At 67.2% G+C, this 18,102-nt stretch carries 9 protein-coding genes; 2 read left to right on the top strand and 7 right to left on the bottom strand.

The genetic code is table 11. The features are described 5' to 3' along the window. Positions 1–2: 2 nt before the first annotated feature. Positions 3–2,678: an alpha-1,6-glucosidase domain-containing protein gene (locus LZ005_RS05280; RefSeq protein WP_237805396.1), complete on the top strand. Its 2,676-nt coding sequence runs from the start codon at positions 3–5 to the stop codon at positions 2,676–2,678. 12 nt (positions 2,679–2,690) lie between these two features. After that, the gene (locus LZ005_RS05275) at positions 2,691–4,028 is read left to right on the top strand and encodes a M24 family metallopeptidase (RefSeq protein WP_237805395.1); all 1,338 of its coding nucleotides are present in this window, start codon (positions 2,691–2,693) and stop codon (positions 4,026–4,028) included. A 3-nt stretch (positions 4,029–4,031) separates the two neighbouring features. Here LZ005_RS05275 and LZ005_RS05270 read toward each other — a convergent pair whose 3' ends face one another. The 7 genes from LZ005_RS05270 to LZ005_RS05240 form a co-directional block, all read right to left on the bottom strand. Further along, entirely contained in the window at positions 4,032–5,894 is a 1,863-nt protein-coding gene (locus tag LZ005_RS05270; RefSeq protein ID WP_237805394.1) for a glucokinase, read from the bottom strand. A 62-nt stretch (positions 5,895–5,956) separates the two neighbouring features. Continuing rightward, positions 5,957–7,231, bottom strand: coding sequence for a pectate lyase (pelA, locus tag LZ005_RS05265; protein ID WP_237805393.1), 1,275 nt, complete (start codon positions 7,229–7,231; stop codon positions 5,957–5,959). Position 7,232: 1 nt separating this feature from the next. Continuing rightward, positions 7,233–8,795 carry a DUF5060 domain-containing protein gene (locus tag LZ005_RS05260; RefSeq protein ID WP_237805392.1) on the bottom strand — a complete coding sequence of 521 codons (1,563 nt, stop codon included), beginning with the start codon at positions 8,793–8,795 and terminating at the stop codon, positions 7,233–7,235. A 9-nt stretch (positions 8,796–8,804) separates the two neighbouring features. Further along, the gene (locus LZ005_RS05255) at positions 8,805–10,613 is read right to left on the bottom strand and encodes a glycoside hydrolase family 28 protein (RefSeq protein WP_237805391.1); all 1,809 of its coding nucleotides are present in this window, start codon (positions 10,611–10,613) and stop codon (positions 8,805–8,807) included. Between the two features lie 14 nt (positions 10,614–10,627). Beyond that, a complete protein-coding gene (locus LZ005_RS05250; RefSeq protein ID WP_237805389.1) occupies positions 10,628–12,895 on the bottom strand; it encodes a pectinesterase family protein in 2,268 nt (755 codons plus the stop codon). A gap of 11 nt (positions 12,896–12,906) precedes the next feature. Further along, the gene (locus LZ005_RS05245) at positions 12,907–15,021 is read right to left on the bottom strand and encodes a hypothetical protein (RefSeq protein WP_237805388.1); all 2,115 of its coding nucleotides are present in this window, start codon (positions 15,019–15,021) and stop codon (positions 12,907–12,909) included. A 57-nt stretch (positions 15,022–15,078) separates the two neighbouring features. Next, positions 15,079–17,988, bottom strand: coding sequence for a TonB-dependent receptor domain-containing protein (locus LZ005_RS05240; protein WP_237805386.1), 2,910 nt, complete (start codon positions 17,986–17,988; stop codon positions 15,079–15,081). Between the last annotated feature and the right edge of the window lie 114 nt (positions 17,989–18,102).

The raw sequence follows: 18,102 nt of genomic DNA, 5'->3' as shown, positions 1-18,102 counted from the left end.
CCATGCCTGTTGTCCTGCGTTCCGCCCTTGCCCTTGCCTGCGCCTTCGCGGCGCCCCTGACCTGCGCGGCGCAGGACACCAGCAGCTGCGATGCCCCGTTCGAGACGGTGCTGCGCGCCGCCCCCGGCGCGATGGCGGCTCGCGCGGTCTGGCGCGATGGCCAGCATCTGCAGTGGCCAGGCCTCGACGGCCGCGGCCAGGTCGCGCTGTACTACGCGCCCGAGGGCGGCATCCAGGCGCCGCCGGGCGGCAGCGTCAGTGGTGCGGCTGGCCGCATCGTCCTGCAGCCGGCCCAAGCGGACACCAATGCACGCTGGCGCTATCTGGAAGCGGGCCCCGTGTACGCCGTGCCGGCCGACGCCGACATGCGCAGCCTGCACCGCGGCCAGCTGGTGCTGGTGCAGGAGGTGGACGGCAAGGTGGCCGCCGCCACCCGCATCCAGGCGGCCGGGGCGCTCGACGCCCTGTTCGCCACCGATGCCCCGCTCGGCGCCCAGCCCGGCCCGAACGGCACCCGCTTCGCCGTGTGGGCGCCGACCGCGCGCGCCGTGCACCTGTGCGTGTACGACAGCGGCAGCAGCGCGGCCAGCGCGCGCCTGCCGATGGTGCGCGACAGTGCCAGCGGCGTGTGGCAGGCCGAGTCCCGACATAACCTGAGCGGCAAGTACTACCTGTACCAGGTGGAGGTGGTGGTCGACGGCGTGGGCCTGGTGCGCAATCTGGTGCCGGACCCGTATGCCGTCAGCGCCAGCGCCGATTCGGCGCGCGCCTACATCGCCGATCTGGACGCGCCGGCGCTCAAACCGGCCGGCTGGGACCAGCAGCGCGCGCCGGATAGCGTGCACCACAACACCGACATGGCCATCTACGAGCTGCACGTGCGCGACTTCTCGATCAACGATCCGAGCGTACCAGAAGCGCACCGCGGCAAATACCTGGCCTTCACGGACACCGCCTCGAACGGCATGCGCCACCTGCGCGCCCTGCGCCAGGCCGGCCTGACCGACATCCACCTGCTGCCGATCTTCGACTTCGGCAGTGTGCCCGAAGCGCGCTGCGTGACGCCAACTCCGCACGGCCCGGCCGACGGCGAACAGCAGCAGGCCATCAGCCAGCTGGTGCGCGAGCGCGATTGCTTCAACTGGGGCTACGACCCGGTGCTCTACTCGGCCCCCGAGGGCAGCTATGCGAGCGACCCGATGGACGGCGCGCGCCGCATCCGTGAACTGCGCGCCATGGTCCAGGCCCTGCACCAGGCCGGCCTGCGCGTGGGGATGGACGTGGTCTACAACCACACCTTCATCGCCGGGCAGGATCCCAAATCCATCCTCGACCGCATCGTTCCCGGCTACTACCACCGTCTGAACGCGGCCGGCGCCATCGAGCGCTCGACCTGCTGCGACAACACCGCCACCGAAAACCGCATGATGGCGCGCCTGATGATCGACTCGGTGGCGCTTTGGGCCAAGGCCTACCGCATCGACTCCTTCCGCTTCGACCTGATGGGCCACCAGCCGCGTGCGGCGATGGAGGCCCTGCAGGCGCGCGTCAACCAGGCCGCCGGGCGGCCGGTGCAGCTGATTGGCGAAGGCTGGAATTTCGGCGAAGTGGCCGACGGCCGCCGCTTCGAGCAGGCCTCCCAACTGAGCCTGAACGGCTCCGGCATCGGCAGCTTCAGCGACCGCGCACGCGATGCCGTGCGCGGCGGCGGCGCTGGCGACAGCGGCCGCAGCATGTTCGAGCGCCAGGGCTATATCAATGGCCTCGGCTACGACCCCAATGGCTACAGCCAGGCCGGGCGCGCGGCCCTGCTGCAGGCGGCCGATCTGGTGCGCGTGGGCCTGGCCGGCACCGTGCGCAGCTACCCGCTGACGACCTACACGGGCGCCGCCAAACGGCTCGAGCAGATCGACTACGCGGGCCAGCCGGCCGGCTTTGCCAGCGCCCCGGGCGAAGCCGTCAACTACGTCGAAAACCACGACAACCAGACCCTGTACGACATCAACGCCATCAAGCTGCCGCTGGCCACCCCGGCCAGCGAGCGCGCGCGCGTGCAGGCGCTGGGCATGGCCATCAATGCCTTCAGCCAGGGCGTGGCCTACTTCCATGCCGGGATCGACACGCTGCGCTCCAAGTCCCTCGACCGCAACAGCTTCAACTCGGGCGACTGGTTCAACCGCATCGACTGGAGCTACCGTACGAATTACTTCGGCAGCGGCCTGCCCCAGCACGACGACAACGGCAAGGACTGGCCGCTGCTGCGTCCCCTGCTGACGCAGGCGCAGATCCGGCCCGCGCCGGCCGATATCGCCTTTGCGCGCGACGTCTTCCGCGACCTGCTGGCGATCCGCGCCAGCAGCACCCTGTTCCGCCTGCGCACGGCCGACGAGATCACCCGGCGCCTGCGCTTTCATAACACCGGGCCGCAACAGGAAGCCACGGTCATCGCCGCCACGCTCGACGGCCGGGGCTATCCTGGTGCACACTATGCGCGCATCAGCTATTTCATTAACGTCGACAAGACGGCGCACACGCTGGAGATTGGCGAACTGGCCGGCAAAGCCTACCGCCTGCATCCAGCCCAGCGCGCCGATGCGCGCGTACGTCAGGCGCGCTACGAGCAAGCCACGGGCCGCTTCACGATCCCGGCGCGCACCGCCGTCGTCTTCGTCGAGTAACCGGAGCCCGACATGAAAGCCCTTGCCCTTGCTGTGCTGCTGGCCTTTGGCGCCAGCGCCAGTGCCCAGGTCCTGCCGCTGCGCGAACAGGCGCGCGTGATCAATGAAGTGCTGGCCGAACGCATGGAGACCGTGCTGCCCGGCCTGATGGAACGCAGCGGTATCGATATGTGGATCCTCGTCTCGCGCGAGTACAACGAGGATCCGGTGCTGCGCACCATGCTGCCGGCCGAGTGGCTCAGCGCGCGGCGCCGCACGATCCTGGTGTTCTATCGCGATCCGGCCAGCGGCAAGATGGAGCGCATGGCGGTCGCCCGTTACAACGTCGGCACGGCGATTCAGGCCGCGTGGGACCCGGAAAAACAGCCCGACCAGTGGCAGGCCCTGGCCAGCATCGTGGCCGCGCGCCAGCCGCGTAAGATCGGCATCAATGTCTCGCGCGACTTTGCCCATGCCGATGGCCTGGACCACACCGACCACGAAGAACTGCTGCGCGCCCTGCCCGCCGAGGCGCGCAAGCGCGTCGTCTCGGCCGAGCCGCTGGCCGTGGGCTGGCTCGAAACGCGCACCGCGCGCGAGATGGCGATCTTCGCGCAGATGGTCAACGCCACCCACAAGATTATCGAGCAAGGCTTTTCCGAGCAGGTGATCACCCCGGGCGTGACCACGACCGAGGACGTCGAATGGTGGTTCCGCGAGACCATCCGCGCGCGCGGCTATGACACCTGGTTCCATCCGACCGTGTCGGTCCAGCGCGACGACAAGGCCCAATTCGACCACCTGACGGCCTTCTCCAACCGGCCCAAGGCCAATGTGATCCAGCCGGGCGACCTGCTGCACGTGGACATCGGCATCAGCTATCTGCGCCTGAACACCGACGTGCAGCAGCATGCCTACGTGCTGCGGCCGGGCGAAACGCGCGCGCCGGAATCCCTGGTCAAGGCCTTTGGCGCGGCCAACCGCCTGCAGGACATTTTGCGCGGGCAGTTCGGTACGGGCCGCAGCGGCAACCAGATTCTGTCGGCCGCCCTGCAGCAGGCGCGCAGCGAAGGCATCGGTGCCACCATCTACACCCACCCGATCGGCTACCACGGCCACGCGGCCGGACCGACGATCGGCATGTGGGATATGCAGCAGGGCGTGCCGGGCAGCGGCGACTACGCCATGCGCCCGCATACGGCCTATTCGATCGAGTTGAATGCGCAGTCGCAGGTGCCTGACTGGGGCAAGGCGATCCGCATCATGCTGGAAGAAGATGCCTACTTCGATGGCAGCGCCACGCGCTTCATCGGCGGGCGCCAGCAGCAGCTCTATACGATCCCGCGCGCCATGCCCGCCATCGGCGACTGAGGTTCAGATATCGAGGTGCGAGATCAGCATGCGGCGCGCCTCGGTCTCGCGCTCGCCCAGGGCGTCGCCGCCCTGGCTGTCGACCGAGATGCCGACCGCCATGATGTCGATCAGGAGCAGCTGCAGAATCCGCGAAATCATCGACAGGAAGGTGGTGCTGTCCTCGGCGTGATCAACGGCCAGGCAGACCGTGGCCTTTTTCGCCAGCGGTGATTTGCTGCTGGTGATGGCGATGACATCGGCGCCCGCTGCGCGCGCGGCGTCGACGGCATTGAGCAGATCGGGCAGCTGGCCCGAGGTCGAAATGGCGATCACCACGTCCCCTTCGTGCAGCAGCTCGGCGGCCAGCTTGAACAGGTGCGAGTCGCCGTAGGACGAGGTCGGAATCCGGAAGCGGAAGAACTTGTGCTGGCCGTCCAGCGCCACCACGCGCGAATTCCCCATCGCGTAGAACTCGATGCGTTTGGCCCGGCGCAGCAGGCCGATGGCGCGGTCGATCGCATTCACATCGAGCTGGTCGCGGAATTTCAGAATGGCCGACACGGTATTGTCGATCACCTTGGCCGACAGATCGTGGGTGCTGTCCGATACCCGCACCTGGCTGTGGCGCACCGGGATGGTGCCGGTCAGGCTGGAGGCGAATTTGAGCTTGAAGTCGGCCAGGCCCGAGAAGCCGAGCGAACGGCAGAAGCGGATGACGGTCGGCTGCGACACGTCGGCCAGGCGGGCGATTTCGGCGATCGGCTCGTTGAGCACCTTGCGCGGATGTTCGAGCACCAGGGTCGCCACGCGCAGTTCGGCCGGCGACAGTTCGCTCTGAATCTGGCGCACGCGCTCCATCAGGGTGTTCGATCCGGTCCGTCCGCGCAGGTGTTCGGACAGGATGGCCGCCACGCCGATAAAGGCGGGGTTCGGCGTGGTAATCACAAAGGTCGGAATCTGGGCCACGTAGTCATGGAACCGGCCTTTGGCTTCAAAGCGCTCGCGGAAGGGCGAGCTGCGGAACCACTCGCCCATGCGCGGCACGATGCCCGCGCCGATGTAGATGCCGCCAACGGCGCCCAGAGTCACGGCCAGATTGGCCGCGGCCGAACCGAGCATGCCGCAGAAGCATTCGAGCACTTCGAGGCAGAGCGGGTCTTTGGCCTGCAGGCCGCCTTCGACGATCTCCTGCGCCGTGCGCGGCTTGACCTGCACGCCATTGCGTTCGGCCAGGGCCAGGTAGACCAGCTCCATGCCGGGACCGGACACGATGCGCTCGGTCGACACGTGGTTGTAGCGCTTCCAGGCGTACTGCAGGATCGCGTATTCGCGCTCGTCGCAGGGACCGAAATTGGTGTGGCCGCCCTCCGAACCGAGGGTGACGAAACCATCGGCCGTCGGAATCAGGCCGGACACGCCCAGGCCCGTACCCGGGCCGAGCACGCCGACCACCGCGTTCGGCTGGGCGCTGCCGCCGCCGACCTGCATCAGATCGTCCGGCCCCAGGGCCGGCAGCGACATGGCCAGGGCCGTAAAGTCGTTCACGATCAGCAGGGTGCTGAGACCAAACTCGCGCCGCACCGCGTCGGTGGAAAACTCCCAGGCGCGGTTGGTCATGCGGATGTAGTCGCCGCTGATCGGATTGGCCAGGGCGAAGGCCGCATGGTTCAGACGCAGGCCGCCATGGTCGCCGAGGTAGGCGCGCAGCAGGGACACGATGCCGTCGAATTCGTCGCACTTGAGCACGCGCACGGCACGCAGCACACTCGGCGCGACTTCGAGCGCGAAGCGGGCGTGGGTGGCGCCGATATCGGCCAGCAGACGCGGACCATCGGCATAGGCGGAGCGGCTGGCTTTGATCTCGGAATCGGTGGCGTCGGTCATCGCTGAAGGTTCGGCTGATCGGAAGAGCGTAAGGATAACCGATTGTAGGATTTACACCAAAATCAGGGATGCAGCGGCGCCCACAGCGCATAGGCTTCCAGCGTGCGCGCCGGGCCCGTGCCATACCAGCCGTAGCCATTGCGGCGCTCGCGGCTGATCTCGTTGACCTGATCGTGGATGCTGCGGTCACGGTCGCCGAACACGGGGCGCAGATCGCCGATCGCATACAGGCGCGCCCACAAGGGGCCGGCGCCCGGGGCCGCGCGCATCTGGCGCCCCTCTTCCGCCGACACCGCGCCCCAGGCAATGTCACGCAGCGCTGCCTGGCGCAGCCAGGCCACGCCCGCATGCACGGCCGCGACAACGGCGGGCGACGGCGCGTGCAGCTGCATCAGCGTGGACAGCAGTTCCGCGCTTTCCAGACTGGCGATGGCGGGCGGCTCGAAGTTACGCGCGCCGACCGGAGCCAGGCTCAGGGCGTCGTGCTGCTGGCACCAGCCGGTGGCCACACCGCCCACCCGGATCTGGGTCGCCACCACCATGGCCAGGGTGCGTTCGGCCGCGCTGCGCGCCTGCTCGGCCAGCGCCGGCGGCACAAAGGCGTAATCGCCGCTGCGCTGCGCCACCAGCAACAGCAGTTCGAGCACGCCGCCGATGGCATTGTCATTGAAGGTGATAGCATCGTGGTAGCCGCCCTGCAGCGGATAGACCTGAGGGAAGCCGCCATTCGGATACTGGGCCTCGAACAGATAGCGCATGCCCTTCTCGAAGCTGGCGCGATAGGCATTGCCGTCCGCGCCCGGCGCCTGTGCCTGCACGCGCGCCAGGAAGCGCAGCTCGGTCAGCGTGGCGTCGTTATCGATGGTGCCGACGAAGGACCAGGCCTCGGGCTTGGGGCCAGCCACACCGGCCGGCAGGCTGTCGGCCGACACATAGGGCTGGCCGGGCAGGCGCAGCGGGCCGCTGCGGTCGACATTCTTGCCCCAGCCGCCGGACGGCGTCTGGAAGCTGACGATGTTATCGGCGATGTGGCGCGCCGCGGCCGACGCATACCAGTTGGCGGGGCGGCGCAGCGGCATGCTGGCCTCGCCGGGGCGGCCCGCCGGCGGCGGCGGCACAGCTTCCGCAGCGCCGCGCTCCGCAGCCAGCGCCGCCTTGTCCGCAGCCATGCGTGCCTGCGAGCGGGCCAGATAGACCTGCCACGCTTGCTGCTCGGCTGCGGGCAGCTGCGCGATGCGGGCTGCCGTCAAAGGCTCGGGCGGCGTCATGTACCCAATGACGGCGGCGCCGGCATCGAGGCTGGCAGCCAACAGGGCGGCGATCAGAAGACGGCGCATATCAGGGAATCCTTTGAATACGAATGGCCATGTAGGGACGGCCGGGCAAGGCGATGGCGCGACCGTCCTTGTCGGCGAAGGTATAGTCGTCGCGGCGGGTGAGCTCGAACACGCCGTCGACCGGCGTGATACGCATATTCCAGGTGTCGATCACCTCGGCGCGGAAGCGCATGCCCTCCTTCAGCCCGGCGCGGAACAGCACGAACGGCCATCGCGTGGGTGTCTGGGTGCCGAAGTAGCCAAGGTAGTACTCGCCGTGCTTTCCGGCGAACGGATGCTCCTGCCATTTGTCGATCGGCTCCAGCCCTTCCGCCGGGCTTTGGCTCAGAATCTGGCGGAAGAAGGCCAGGCGCGGCGGGCTGGCGCCGCGCAGCGTGCCCCCCTTGGCCAGCCACACCAGACCGTCCGGGTCCTGATAGGTTTCGCTGTGGCCGACATAGGTGCCGGCGATGGCGCCCTCCCAGAAGCGGAGCACCATCTCCTCGGGCTTGAGCTGACCCCAGCGGCGCGTGAAGTTGCCCTCGTATTTGACTTCGTCATACACCACCGGCTTGTTGTACACGTCGCGCAGCAGCACGGCGCGCTCGAAGTCGGCGGCGATCGCGCCGCTTTGCACACTCACATGCGTGACCCAGGGCTTGGTGTGATTGTAGAAGGCCAGGCCATTGTGGATCGACCGCAGATGCTGGTAAGGGTCACTGGCCTGCACGATCTGGAAGTAGCGGTCCCACTCCGGCATCGTCTTCTCTTTCATGAAGTCGAATTCGTTCGCCATCGACCACCACACATTGCGGTAGGCGGCCAGGCGCGCCACCACGTAACGCAGATAGCGTTCGTTGACCTCGGGCGGCAGGCGGTCGAAACCCCACTCGCCCTTGTCGTAAGGGTGGAACAGAATCAGATCGGCCTCGATGCCGAGCGCGCGCAGGTCGGCCACGCGCTGTTCCAGGTGGCGGAAGAAGTCGGGATTAAAGCGCGTCAGATCCCAGGCTTTGGGCGGCTGCCCGGCGAAGGGAAAGCGCGGCGGCCCGCCCTTGTCGTCGCGGTTCGGGAAGACCGCCATGCGCAGCTTGTTGAAGGGCGATTGCGCGAGCGTCTGCAGGGTCTGCGCCTCCAGCGCCGCGCTCTGGTGGGTCCAGGCATAGCTGGTGGTACCCACCTGCCAGAAGGGCGTGCCGTCCGCATAGGCGAAGTGGTAGGTATTGCGCACGCCGACCGGCCCATGGTTGCCCGCGCTGGCGGCACGCACGCGCAGGCTGCCGCGCCGGCCATGGAGCTCGGGCCGATTACTCTCGGTCTCGTACTCCCATACGCCCTCGGTATCGGGCATGAAGCGCAGCTTGTACTGGCCGTCGCCGTCGTAGAAGCCCTCCACCTGCAGACTGCGCGCGCCCTGGCGGAAAACGGCCCGCAGCTGCACCTCCATGAAGGGGCTGCCCGCAGCGGGACCGGCGAGCGTGAATTCGGCCGTCCCCCAGCGTTCGACCTCGGTCTGGGCCAGCGCCAGGGGCGCGGCGCCCAGCAACAGCAGCGACGACAGCAGAACCAGCAGCGTGCGGCGCATACGGCCTCCTTAGCCTTGCAGCTCGGCGTTGACGACTTTGCCGCCGATGCGCACATTACGCAGCACCAGCCCTTTGACGTTGTGCAGATAGACCGGTTCGGCCGCATTGCGCGGCTGGCCGAAGTCGGAATCGCTGATGCTCACGTTCGTCACCGGCGGCACCGCGGTGCCGGCCGGCCCATTGAAGCTGCTGGCCACCGGCCCCATGATCGCAATCGCCTGATAGCAGGAGAACTCGCCGTCGGGCGTCTTCACATTCGCCACCTTCACCTGGGCGATATGGACGTCGGACACCGCCGGCACCCGCGTGCGCACGCTGTCGTCGGTCTGCGCGTAGTCGCAGTCGAAGGTGATCACAGCGCCGCCGCCGATCGAACCCGGTTTGCCCGTGACCGAGGAATTCGCCCCCGGTTTGTAGGGGTGGGCGCGCGTATCCACGCCATTGGGCAGGGTAAGCTGGCGCGCATAGAAGTGGCGCAGATAGCCGCCGCGGTTCATATTCGTCTTCAGGCGGATCGCGGTCCAGAGCGGATTGCTGGCCCAGAAGGCGTTGCGGAATTCGATGTTCTGCGCGTAGACATGCTCGATCCCCGCCGCCATTTCGCTACCGAGGGTGACACCGCCGTGGCCACTATTCATCACGCAGTTCTGGATGACCATATTGCGCGTCGGGCCATACTGGGTATCGCGGTTTTTACCGGACTTGATGGCGATGCAGTCATCGCCGGTGTTAAACAGGCAGCCGTCAACCAGCAGCGTATCGCAGGACTCCGGATCGAAGCCGTCCGAATTGGGGCCGATGCTGTCCATGCGCACGCGCGACAGGTGCACGCGGCGCGACTGCACCGGATGGTGTATCCAGAATGGCGAAGCCTTGGCCAGATAGCCCTGCAGGAGCACGTCCTCGCAATCGACAAACTCGATCAGCGAGGGGCGCAGATAATGGCCCAGGCCGAACACGCGCTGCGCCACCGGTACACCCGCCTCGGACAGTGCGGGCAGGTAGCGCTCATCGCTGCGCCACCTGGCGCCCTCGCCCTGGATGCGCGCCACCGTGGCCGCGTCCAGCCCCGGCGCCACGGCGCTGATCGTGGCCGCATTGGCCGGATTGGGCACACCCTGATGCAGCGCACCCGGCAGCGCGCCTTTCGGATTCATGCTCCACCAGCCCGGCGCGCTGCCGTCTTCGAACGGCACGCCGGCCTGGCCGTTCAGCACACTGGTCCAGTCTTCGCCGGTCAGGGCGATATGCTTCTGCCCGCGCGCATACACCATCGACGAAAAATTCAGGCAGTCGTTCCCCTGCCAGCGCGACAGCACCAGCTTGCCATTCGGGCCGCAGTCAAACTCGCCGTCGCGGGCGAAGTCGCGCGGATTCGCGCTGAAGAAGATCTCGGCCCCGGCGGCCAGATGCACATGCACGTGCGAGCGCAGCACGATCGGTCCCTTGCAGTACCAGTTCCCCTTGGGGATCAGCACGCGCCCGCCACCAGCCTTACTGGCCGCCTCGATCGCGGCACGGATGGCGGGGCAGGCGTCCGCACTGCCCGGCGCCGGCGTGTCGATCTCGCCCTTATACTTGATTTCGACATCACCCATCACCTTCACCAGCGTACACGGGCGCGCGCCGAAATCGGTGATCACAAAATCACGCGGCGGGAAAGCCAAGGGCTTGGCGAATTGGTCGATGATGCTCTGGGCATGGACCCAGGGATCGGCGGCGGCGCGGCCGAGGGCGGGCCAGCCGATGGTGGCGAGCGCACCCGCGCTCTGAAGCAGACGGCGGCGCAGCAAAGAAGGCGAGGAGGATGTCGACATGGGTCTTCCGTGGTTCAGTGGTCAGTGGCTTGCGGCTGCCAGCCCTGGCCTTGGTTAAAGCGGGTGAACACGCGCGCACGCGGGCGCAACGCGTCGGCTTCGGTGGTGGTCAGCACGCGCCCGGCGCGGCGCTGCGACAGGTCGAGCGGATGCCCCTCCAGATCCATGCTGCCGGATTCGGTCCAGCCTTCGCCCTCGCGCGGCTGGCCGAACCAGCCAGCCGGCGCGATGTGGACGTCCATGCGGCAGTCAATGAAGCTGACCTTGTCCCAGCTGCTCGAGGGTCCGGGCCGGGCCAGCCAGGTGGTGCCGGGCGCGATGTCATTACCTGCGGGGCCGGGGCCGTGCGTGAGGCGGCTGCGCAGAAAGACGAAGCCGGGGTCCTCGCGATGCAGGGTACGCGCCTGCACCAGGTAGCCACCGCCACGCCCCGGCGCACTGATGCCGAGCGAGCGGATCTCCGATTCCTCGAACAGGGCGGCGTGGTTATTCCCCCAGATGAAATCGACATTCCCCGCGATCAGGCTGCGATAGAACCAGCTGTAGCCGCGCACGAAAATCGTGTCCTGCTCGCTGACGAAATTGGCATCGGTCGCCATCAGCCTGCCCTCGCCCGAAAAATTCAGAGCCTCGGCCTGGCTGCCCACTGTCTTGCTGATCCAGCTCGTGTTCACGAGACTCAGGCGGTCGAGGCGCACCATGTCGGCGTCTTCAATCAGCAGCACCGAACGCCCACCGCTGGCACCCGGCGCCAGCGCGGCCTGGCCAAAGCCGACACCGGGGTTGGCGCCGTCGTTGTTCTCCGCAGCGATGCGGGTGCCAGCGCGGCTGTCGCCACGCAGCGTCACATTGTCTTTGCCGCGCAGGTAAAGCAGTTCGTCGTACTCGCCGTCGGCCACGGAGATCGTCACCGGCAGCGTGCGTTCGGCGTAGCGCATCACATAATCGAAAGCGCCTTGCACCGTTCGGAAGTCAGCCGCGCCGGTTGCGGCCACGCGCAGCTGCGGGCCTGCTGCGGGCCGTGCGCCGGTACGAAAGCGCCAACCGCTGTTGGCGCCAATGCCGCTAAATGCCTGCCCACCCAGGCGCGCACCCGGGAACAGCTGCGCATCGACCAGCACCAGATACTCGGTATCGTATTCGAGCCGGGCATCATGCAGCTGGATGATGGCGCTGTTGCCGTTCACACGAATCGCCTGGTAGCGCACCACGCGGCGCACGCCATCGGCGCTGGCGCCGAGCACATTGACCTCGCCAGCGGCATGCAGCACATCGGCCACGCGGCCGTCGGCGGCGCGCACGATGCGCAGGCTGCCCTTGCCAAGCTGCGGCGGCATGTCGAATTCCAGCCGCAGGCGCGTATCGACTGGCACCACTTCCGCCAGCGGCGCCGCCCTGCCCTGTAGCGCCAGCGGCCCGCCCGCTTCAAACGGGGCGTCCACCTTGACCAGCACCTGGGCAGCCAGGTTATTGTCGTCGGCCGCCATCACGCTGACCACGGCTTCACCGGCGCGTAGCGGCGTCACCAGCAGGCGGTCGCCATCCACACGGACGCCGACTGTATCCGGCTGGCTGCTGCCGGCGACAAAGGCGCGCATGGCGACCTCGCGCCGCGTCAACGTGCGCACCGGGTAGGCCTGCACACCGTCGCCGGCCTGCAGATGCAGCTCGCGCGAGTGCTGGGCCAGGCCGATACTGGCCGGCGGCACCGAGAGCGGACCGGTGCGCAGATCGTCAAACTCGAAGGCGCCACCCTCGGCGAAAAGACCAACGGACCCCGCCGCCGGCAGGTCTTCGTCGCCGCCGATCAGACGCGCGCCGTTCAGGTAGAGCGTCAGGGTCCTGCCCTCGACATCCAGGCGCAGCGTGGAGAACACGCCCGGCAGCAGCGGCGCCATGCCGACCTGCTTCAGGCGCTTGAGCTTTCCGTCCTCCATGCGCACCAGCGCGGCCACCGTGCGCCCCTGCGCCGGATGGAACTCGAGACCGAAGCCGAGCCAGTTGCGCGCATCCACGTAGCGCGCCATGACATAGGCCTGGCCGGCGCCATCGTGCGCGCGCAGACGCGCCTCGACAAAATGCGGCTTGTCCTCGCCCGCATGGGCCGCCAGCCACGCCGGGCCACTCCCATCCAGCCGCAAGACCCGGTTGGCGGGTCGCCCCTGCTCCGCCACCGCAGCAGAAACGGACTCGAAGTCCTGGCACCAGTCGGCGCCCCCGGGGCAAGTTGCGAAGGCCGCGTGGTGCAGCAGCAGGGCCAACAAACAGAGGATCGATTTCATTGCATCTCTTTTCAAGGCAGGCGCTGAAAGCCTTCGGCCCGCACCACCCAGCGTCCATTTTTCGGAAAGCCGGGCGCATCGACCGCCGGAGCGCCATCCCAGCCGCCAGCCATCATGGCCACTGCCGCCAGCAAAGCGCCATTCCCCGGCAGGTAGACCGGCAGACCTTTATTCGGATTGTGACCGGCGGCCGTGTAGCCATTATTCGGCCCATCGGACTTCAGCAGCACGTCGACCGCCTGCTCGGTGGCGCCCAGGCGCGCGGCCGTCATGGCGATCATCGGATAATCCCAGCCCCAGATCTTGGTAGCCCAGTCCCAATGGCCCAGCACCGCGTCGAGCGTGCGCCGCATGACGGCCTTGTCCACGCCGTCGCCCGGCAACTGGCCCAGGGCCATGAGGAAGGATGGGTGATCGTGGCGGCTGTCGATGTTGTCCCAGGTGTCGGGATGGCTTTCGAGCGCCACGTATTTGCCATCCTTCTGCGGCAGGGCCGACAAATGCGTGCGCTTGTGCTCCCAGTCCGCGTCGCGGGCCATACCCAGGCGCTCGCGCCACTGCTGCGCAATCTCCAGACCACGTGCCCAGTAGCTCAATTCGTAGGTGGGGTTCATGCTGCTGGCCTGATCGTAGATCTCCTGGGCGATCCACAGCGGCGGGCCCAGAACATAGCGCTGTCCGGCCGCGTCCCAGTGCAGCATGGCGGCCATCGCATCGGCCGTCTCGAACACCAGCTCGCGGTAGCGTGCCAGCGTGGCAGGCGTCGGATCGGCGCGATACAGCAGCTCGGCCAGATGGATCGGGTGTGGCTGGTTCCAGGCGATCAGCGGATTGCCGCCCGGGCTTTCGCGCCCTTCCGGCCCTGTCATCTTCATCCAGCGCGCGCCGCGCAGACCGCGTTCCGCTGCCACCGCACGCGCGGCAGGCAAAGTGCGCTGGAACCAGGACAGCGTGCGCGCCGTGAACTGCGGCCGCCCCCACAAGGCGAAATGGGCCGTGTGCCACCACACCATCTCGGTATGGTGTTTGCCGTACCAGGTGGCTGTCGTCAGGCCGCTTTCCTGGGCCGGTAGCGTATCGCCAAGCTGAATCGCCGTCAGATACTGCGACAGCACCACACGCCGTTCCAGCTCGAGGGCGCGCGGATCGCTGCTGCCGCTGAAGTCCACGGCCGCGCCGCTGCGCCAGAAGGCCTCCCAATGGCGGGCGCTATCGGCAAACACCTGCGCCACCGGCGGCGCCGCTGCTTCATCTTCCTGCGCAAACGTCAGGCTCAGTTCCAGCGTCTCGCCGGCGGCGGACTGCAGGTCAAAGACATGGGCGCTCTGGCGCTGCAGGCGCAGCGGACCGGCGCTGGCAATCGTCATGCGGTAGCGCGCGCCGTCGCGCTGGTGCTCCAGCACGATGCGCTGGGCGCTGGCAGACAGCAGGCGCGTACTGTGTTCGTCCGCATGGCCGAAATCGAGCGGCGGATTATGCCGCACCTTGAAGTCATAGCCGAACGGCAGGGCGATGCGCACGGCCAGCGCGCCCTGCGCCAGGAGCGGCGAGGACAGACGCAGCGCCAGCGTGTCGCTGTGCGGGCTGACTGCGCTGTCCACCTGTACGCCCTGCCCGGCCAACTGAAAGCGACTTTGCAGCCAGCCGCGCCACAGATCCAGGCGCTGGTCGATGGCGCTCAGCTCCGCGCCGACCAGCGCACTGCCGTCGGCATGGACGAGCGCCACGCGCGGCAGCGGCTGCGCATGCGGATTCTCACGCAGCCACTGGCCGGCCGGCGTATTCTGATTGGTCGGGTAGCCGAGCGTGCGGCCATGCGCGGTAAAGGCGCGGTTGGCATCGGCCAGCGTGTAGCCGGCCGGGTTGGCGTTCTGATGCCAGGACCAGCGCGCCTGGGTTTCGGTCGGCGTGCCGGTTTGCCAGTACTGGTCGGCCAGGCTTTGCAGGCCCGTGACATCGGCCGTAAAGGCAAAGCGCCCATTGCCCAGACTGAGCGGCGCCATGGTGTCAACCGCATGCAGCTGCGGCGCATGGCGCGCCACCAGGGCCTGACGGTCGATCGGTTCGGCCGCATGGGCCGTGGCCAGCAGGCCGCCCAGAGCAGCGCAGACGAAGCGGATCAGCATCGCAGAAGAAAAAAAAGGGCGGACCGCTCGCGCTGCCCGCCCATACCTAGGAATCGATCAGAACTTGTATTCCACCGACATCCGGTAGACGCGGCCCATCATGTCGGCCAGGCTGGTGATATAGCCGGTGCTGTAGATGGTGTCGGCGGTCAGCGGCGGCCACTTGCGGAAGATGTTGTTCACCCCCAGCTGGATGGTCGTGTTCTTGATGCCGGTGTAGCGCGTATTCAGGTTGTACTGGCTGAACGAGTCGACCTTGGTCATCGTCGAACCGGCACGCGGCGTCTGATCGGTGAAGCCGGTGTTAAAGCGCTGCGACAGGGTCGCGCGCCAGTCGCCGTAGTTGTAGCTGAAGGCCAGCGTGTGCTTCCAGCGCGGGTTCAGCTGCGGCATGCCGGCCAGGCCCGAGTTCGGACCGGCGCCGCCGAAGCGGCCGTCGTTGGTGATGATGCCCACGTTCGACAGCCACACGCCATCCTTCTCGGCCTGGAACTCGTACTTGTGGTACCAGCTGCCATCGAGCTTCAGATCAAAGCCGCCGAAGCTCGTTTTCGGGAAGGTGTAGGCGGCCGACAGGTCGGCGCCGCGGATGCGGGTCTGGCCGCGGTTGGCCTGGCTGGCCACGATGTGATCGATCAGGCCATTCGAGCCGCGCACGAAGGTCGAGGCGTACTTGGCCGGATTCTGCTGAATCTCGGCGATGGCGACGGCGCCCAGCACGTCCTTCAGCAGCAGGCCCCAATAATCGACCGTGATCGACAGGTTCTTCACCGGCTCGTAGGCGAAGCCGAACGAGAAGCCGCGCGATTTTTCCGGCTTCAGGAAATCGTTGTTCGGCGACTTGGTCCAATAGGTGGTCAGCACATTACACACCTGGTCGCGCGTATAGCCTGCCACCGGGTTGCCGGTGCCGGCCACGGTCGGCTGGCTGCTCGGGCACAGGACCGGATCGTCCATCACCTGGGTACGCACCTCCGGCGTCGGGTTCTGGATGTCCATGATCGACGGGGCGCGGAAGCCCGAAGACAGCGAGGAACGCAGCACCAGATTCTGCATCGGCTGCCAGCGCGCGGCCAGCTTCGGATTGACGGTGGTGGTCTTCAGATCCTGATAATGGTCGGCGCGCACGGCACCATTGAGCAGGAATTTATCGGTGATCGGCGCGTCCACTTCCAGCACCAGCGAGCTGATATCGCGATGCAGCTTCTTGGCCACGCCCTGCGGGGTTTCGCCCACCAGATCGGTCTGCACCACATTGCCCGAGGCGTCGATGTTATAGCTGCCATCGGCCTTCTTCAGCACGTAGTCGAGCGGCGCATTGAAGGTGCGCGCCGAATCGCGCCGCAGCTCACCGGATACGGCCAGGATCATATCGCCGCCCGCGAGCTTCCACACCGGGCGCGACACGGTGGCGTCGATGCTCTGGTTGTAGGCTTTGTTCAGGCGATAGGTGTAGTCGCGTGCTTCGATGCTCTTCAGGTAGGCCAGACCGGCCGCATCCTGGGCGCCGAAGGGATTGAGGATGCCCTTGTCGAAGCCTTCCTGCGCCTTGGTGTAGAGGATGTAGCCGGCGCCGGCGCGGGTATCGCGCTCGGACTGGCCGTAGTTCCAGCCCACGCGGTAGTCCCAGCCGGCCAGCTCGCCTTCCATCGACAGCACCAGGCGGTCATTGTTCTGCTCATCGTTCCGGTAGGCCGGGCCGAGTTCTCCGGGGCCCCACTGGAAGTAGATGGTGCGGTTGTTCATGTTCAGGTTGCTGACCGTGCCCGGCGTCTTGGTGGCGTCGATGTACATGGTCGGCGTATTGCTGCCGGTGTTGCTGCCCACGACCTGCACGGCCGGGGTCAGGCCCGCGCCCGGGTAGAAGCGGCTGGTCGGCGCCAGCGAGTAGGTGGTGAACGGGTTGGCCGAACCGGGCACCTGCATGCCGCGGTACTTCTGCACGATGAAGTCGCTATGCAGGATGTCGAGGTCGATCTTGTGGCCGCCCGCCAGATTCATGCTGGCGCGTGCGCTGACCGTGGTGATCTTGCTGCCGTCGGTGACGGCGGTCCAGAACATCGGGTTGCGGGCGCAGCCCGGCGCATAGGTCGGGGTGGCGGCCGTGCTCAGATTGCCGAGCGTGGCGTAGGAATACGGGCTCTGGCAGCCGCTGGCGAAGGCCGGGTTGTAGTTGGTGTTCGACGAACGGCTGAAGCCGAAGTTGGCCAAGGGGTTGGCATTGCGCGCGTCCGGCGTCAGGCCCAGGCCCAGGCCCTGCTGGATGGCCGGGTCGAACTGCTGCGGGCGGTCCTTCTGGAACAGCGCCGACTTGGTCTGCTGGTCAACCGCGATGTAGGCGTTCCAGCCGTCCTTCTGCAGGCTGCCCATGCCGAAGATGGCGCCCACGCTTTCGGTGTCGCCGCCGCCATGCAGCTCCGGCGTCGCGTATTCGACCTTGGCGGCCGCGCCCACGTAGCCGCGCTTGGTCCAGAAGTTCTGCACGCCGCCGATGGCGTCGGCGCCGTAGATCGAGGAGGCGCCGCCGTTCAGGGTTTCGACGCGGTCGAGCGCCATGCGCGGGATGACATTGACCGACACGTACTGGTCCTGCAGCGGCTCATTCGCCAGGCGGCGGCCGTTCAGCAGGGTCAGGGTGCGCATCGGGCCGAGGCCGCGCAGGTTGGTGATCGGGCCGGCCGCGCCGGAGTTGGTGCCGAGCGAGAGCGACTGCGGCATTTCCAGCACCAGATCCTTGAGTTCGGTGTTACCGCGCTGCTCCAGCTCGGTCGCCTTGATGGTCATCAGCGGCGTCGCGCCTTCGTCGGCGGCACGGCGGATCAGCGAGCCGGTCACCACCACGGACGGGGTGGCGGTTTCACCAGCGGTGCTTTGAGCGGCGGCCTGGGCGGCCATCTGGAGCAGGGCCACTGCCACGGCCGAGGCCATGGCGGCACGCTGCAATTGCGGCTTGCGCGTCGAAGTCATGCTATCTCCTCTTGGTTTTCTGGCGACCGGATTGGTTCGATCGCTTATTTTCATTTGGTAAAACCAAATGCTAAAGTGGTTAGACCACTTTGCCAAGAAGAATCTGATGGCATC

It is taken from the genome of Massilia sp. TS11, assembly GCF_022012445.1.
Taxonomy (GTDB): Bacteria; Pseudomonadota; Gammaproteobacteria; order Burkholderiales; family Burkholderiaceae_D; genus Telluria.
Note: the sequence above shows the minus strand (reverse complement) of the source record. Positions and strands in the feature narration are given on the sequence as shown.

Excerpts from the sequence above, each read along its gene's own strand:
- LZ005_RS05260 (WP_237805392.1), bottom strand. The coding sequence starts at position 8,795 with ATGCGCCGCACGCTGCTGGTTCTGCTGTCGTCGCTGCTGTTGCTGGGC.
- LZ005_RS05280 (WP_237805396.1), top strand. The coding sequence starts at position 3 with ATGCCTGTTGTCCTGCGTTCCGCCCTTGCCCTTGCCTGCGCCTTCGCG.
- pelA (WP_237805393.1), bottom strand. The coding sequence starts at position 7,231 with ATGCGCCGTCTTCTGATCGCCGCCCTGTTGGCTGCCAGCCTCGATGCC.
- LZ005_RS05270 (WP_237805394.1), bottom strand. The coding sequence starts at position 5,894 with ATGACCGACGCCACCGATTCCGAGATCAAAGCCAGCCGCTCCGCCTAT.
- LZ005_RS05240 (WP_237805386.1), bottom strand. The coding sequence starts at position 17,988 with ATGACTTCGACGCGCAAGCCGCAATTGCAGCGTGCCGCCATGGCCTCG.
- LZ005_RS05275 (WP_237805395.1), top strand. The coding sequence starts at position 2,691 with ATGAAAGCCCTTGCCCTTGCTGTGCTGCTGGCCTTTGGCGCCAGCGCC.
- LZ005_RS05255 (WP_237805391.1), bottom strand. The coding sequence starts at position 10,613 with ATGTCGACATCCTCCTCGCCTTCTTTGCTGCGCCGCCGTCTGCTTCAG.
- LZ005_RS05250 (WP_237805389.1), bottom strand. The coding sequence starts at position 12,895 with ATGAAATCGATCCTCTGTTTGTTGGCCCTGCTGCTGCACCACGCGGCC.
- LZ005_RS05245 (WP_237805388.1), bottom strand. The coding sequence starts at position 15,021 with ATGCTGATCCGCTTCGTCTGCGCTGCTCTGGGCGGCCTGCTGGCCACG.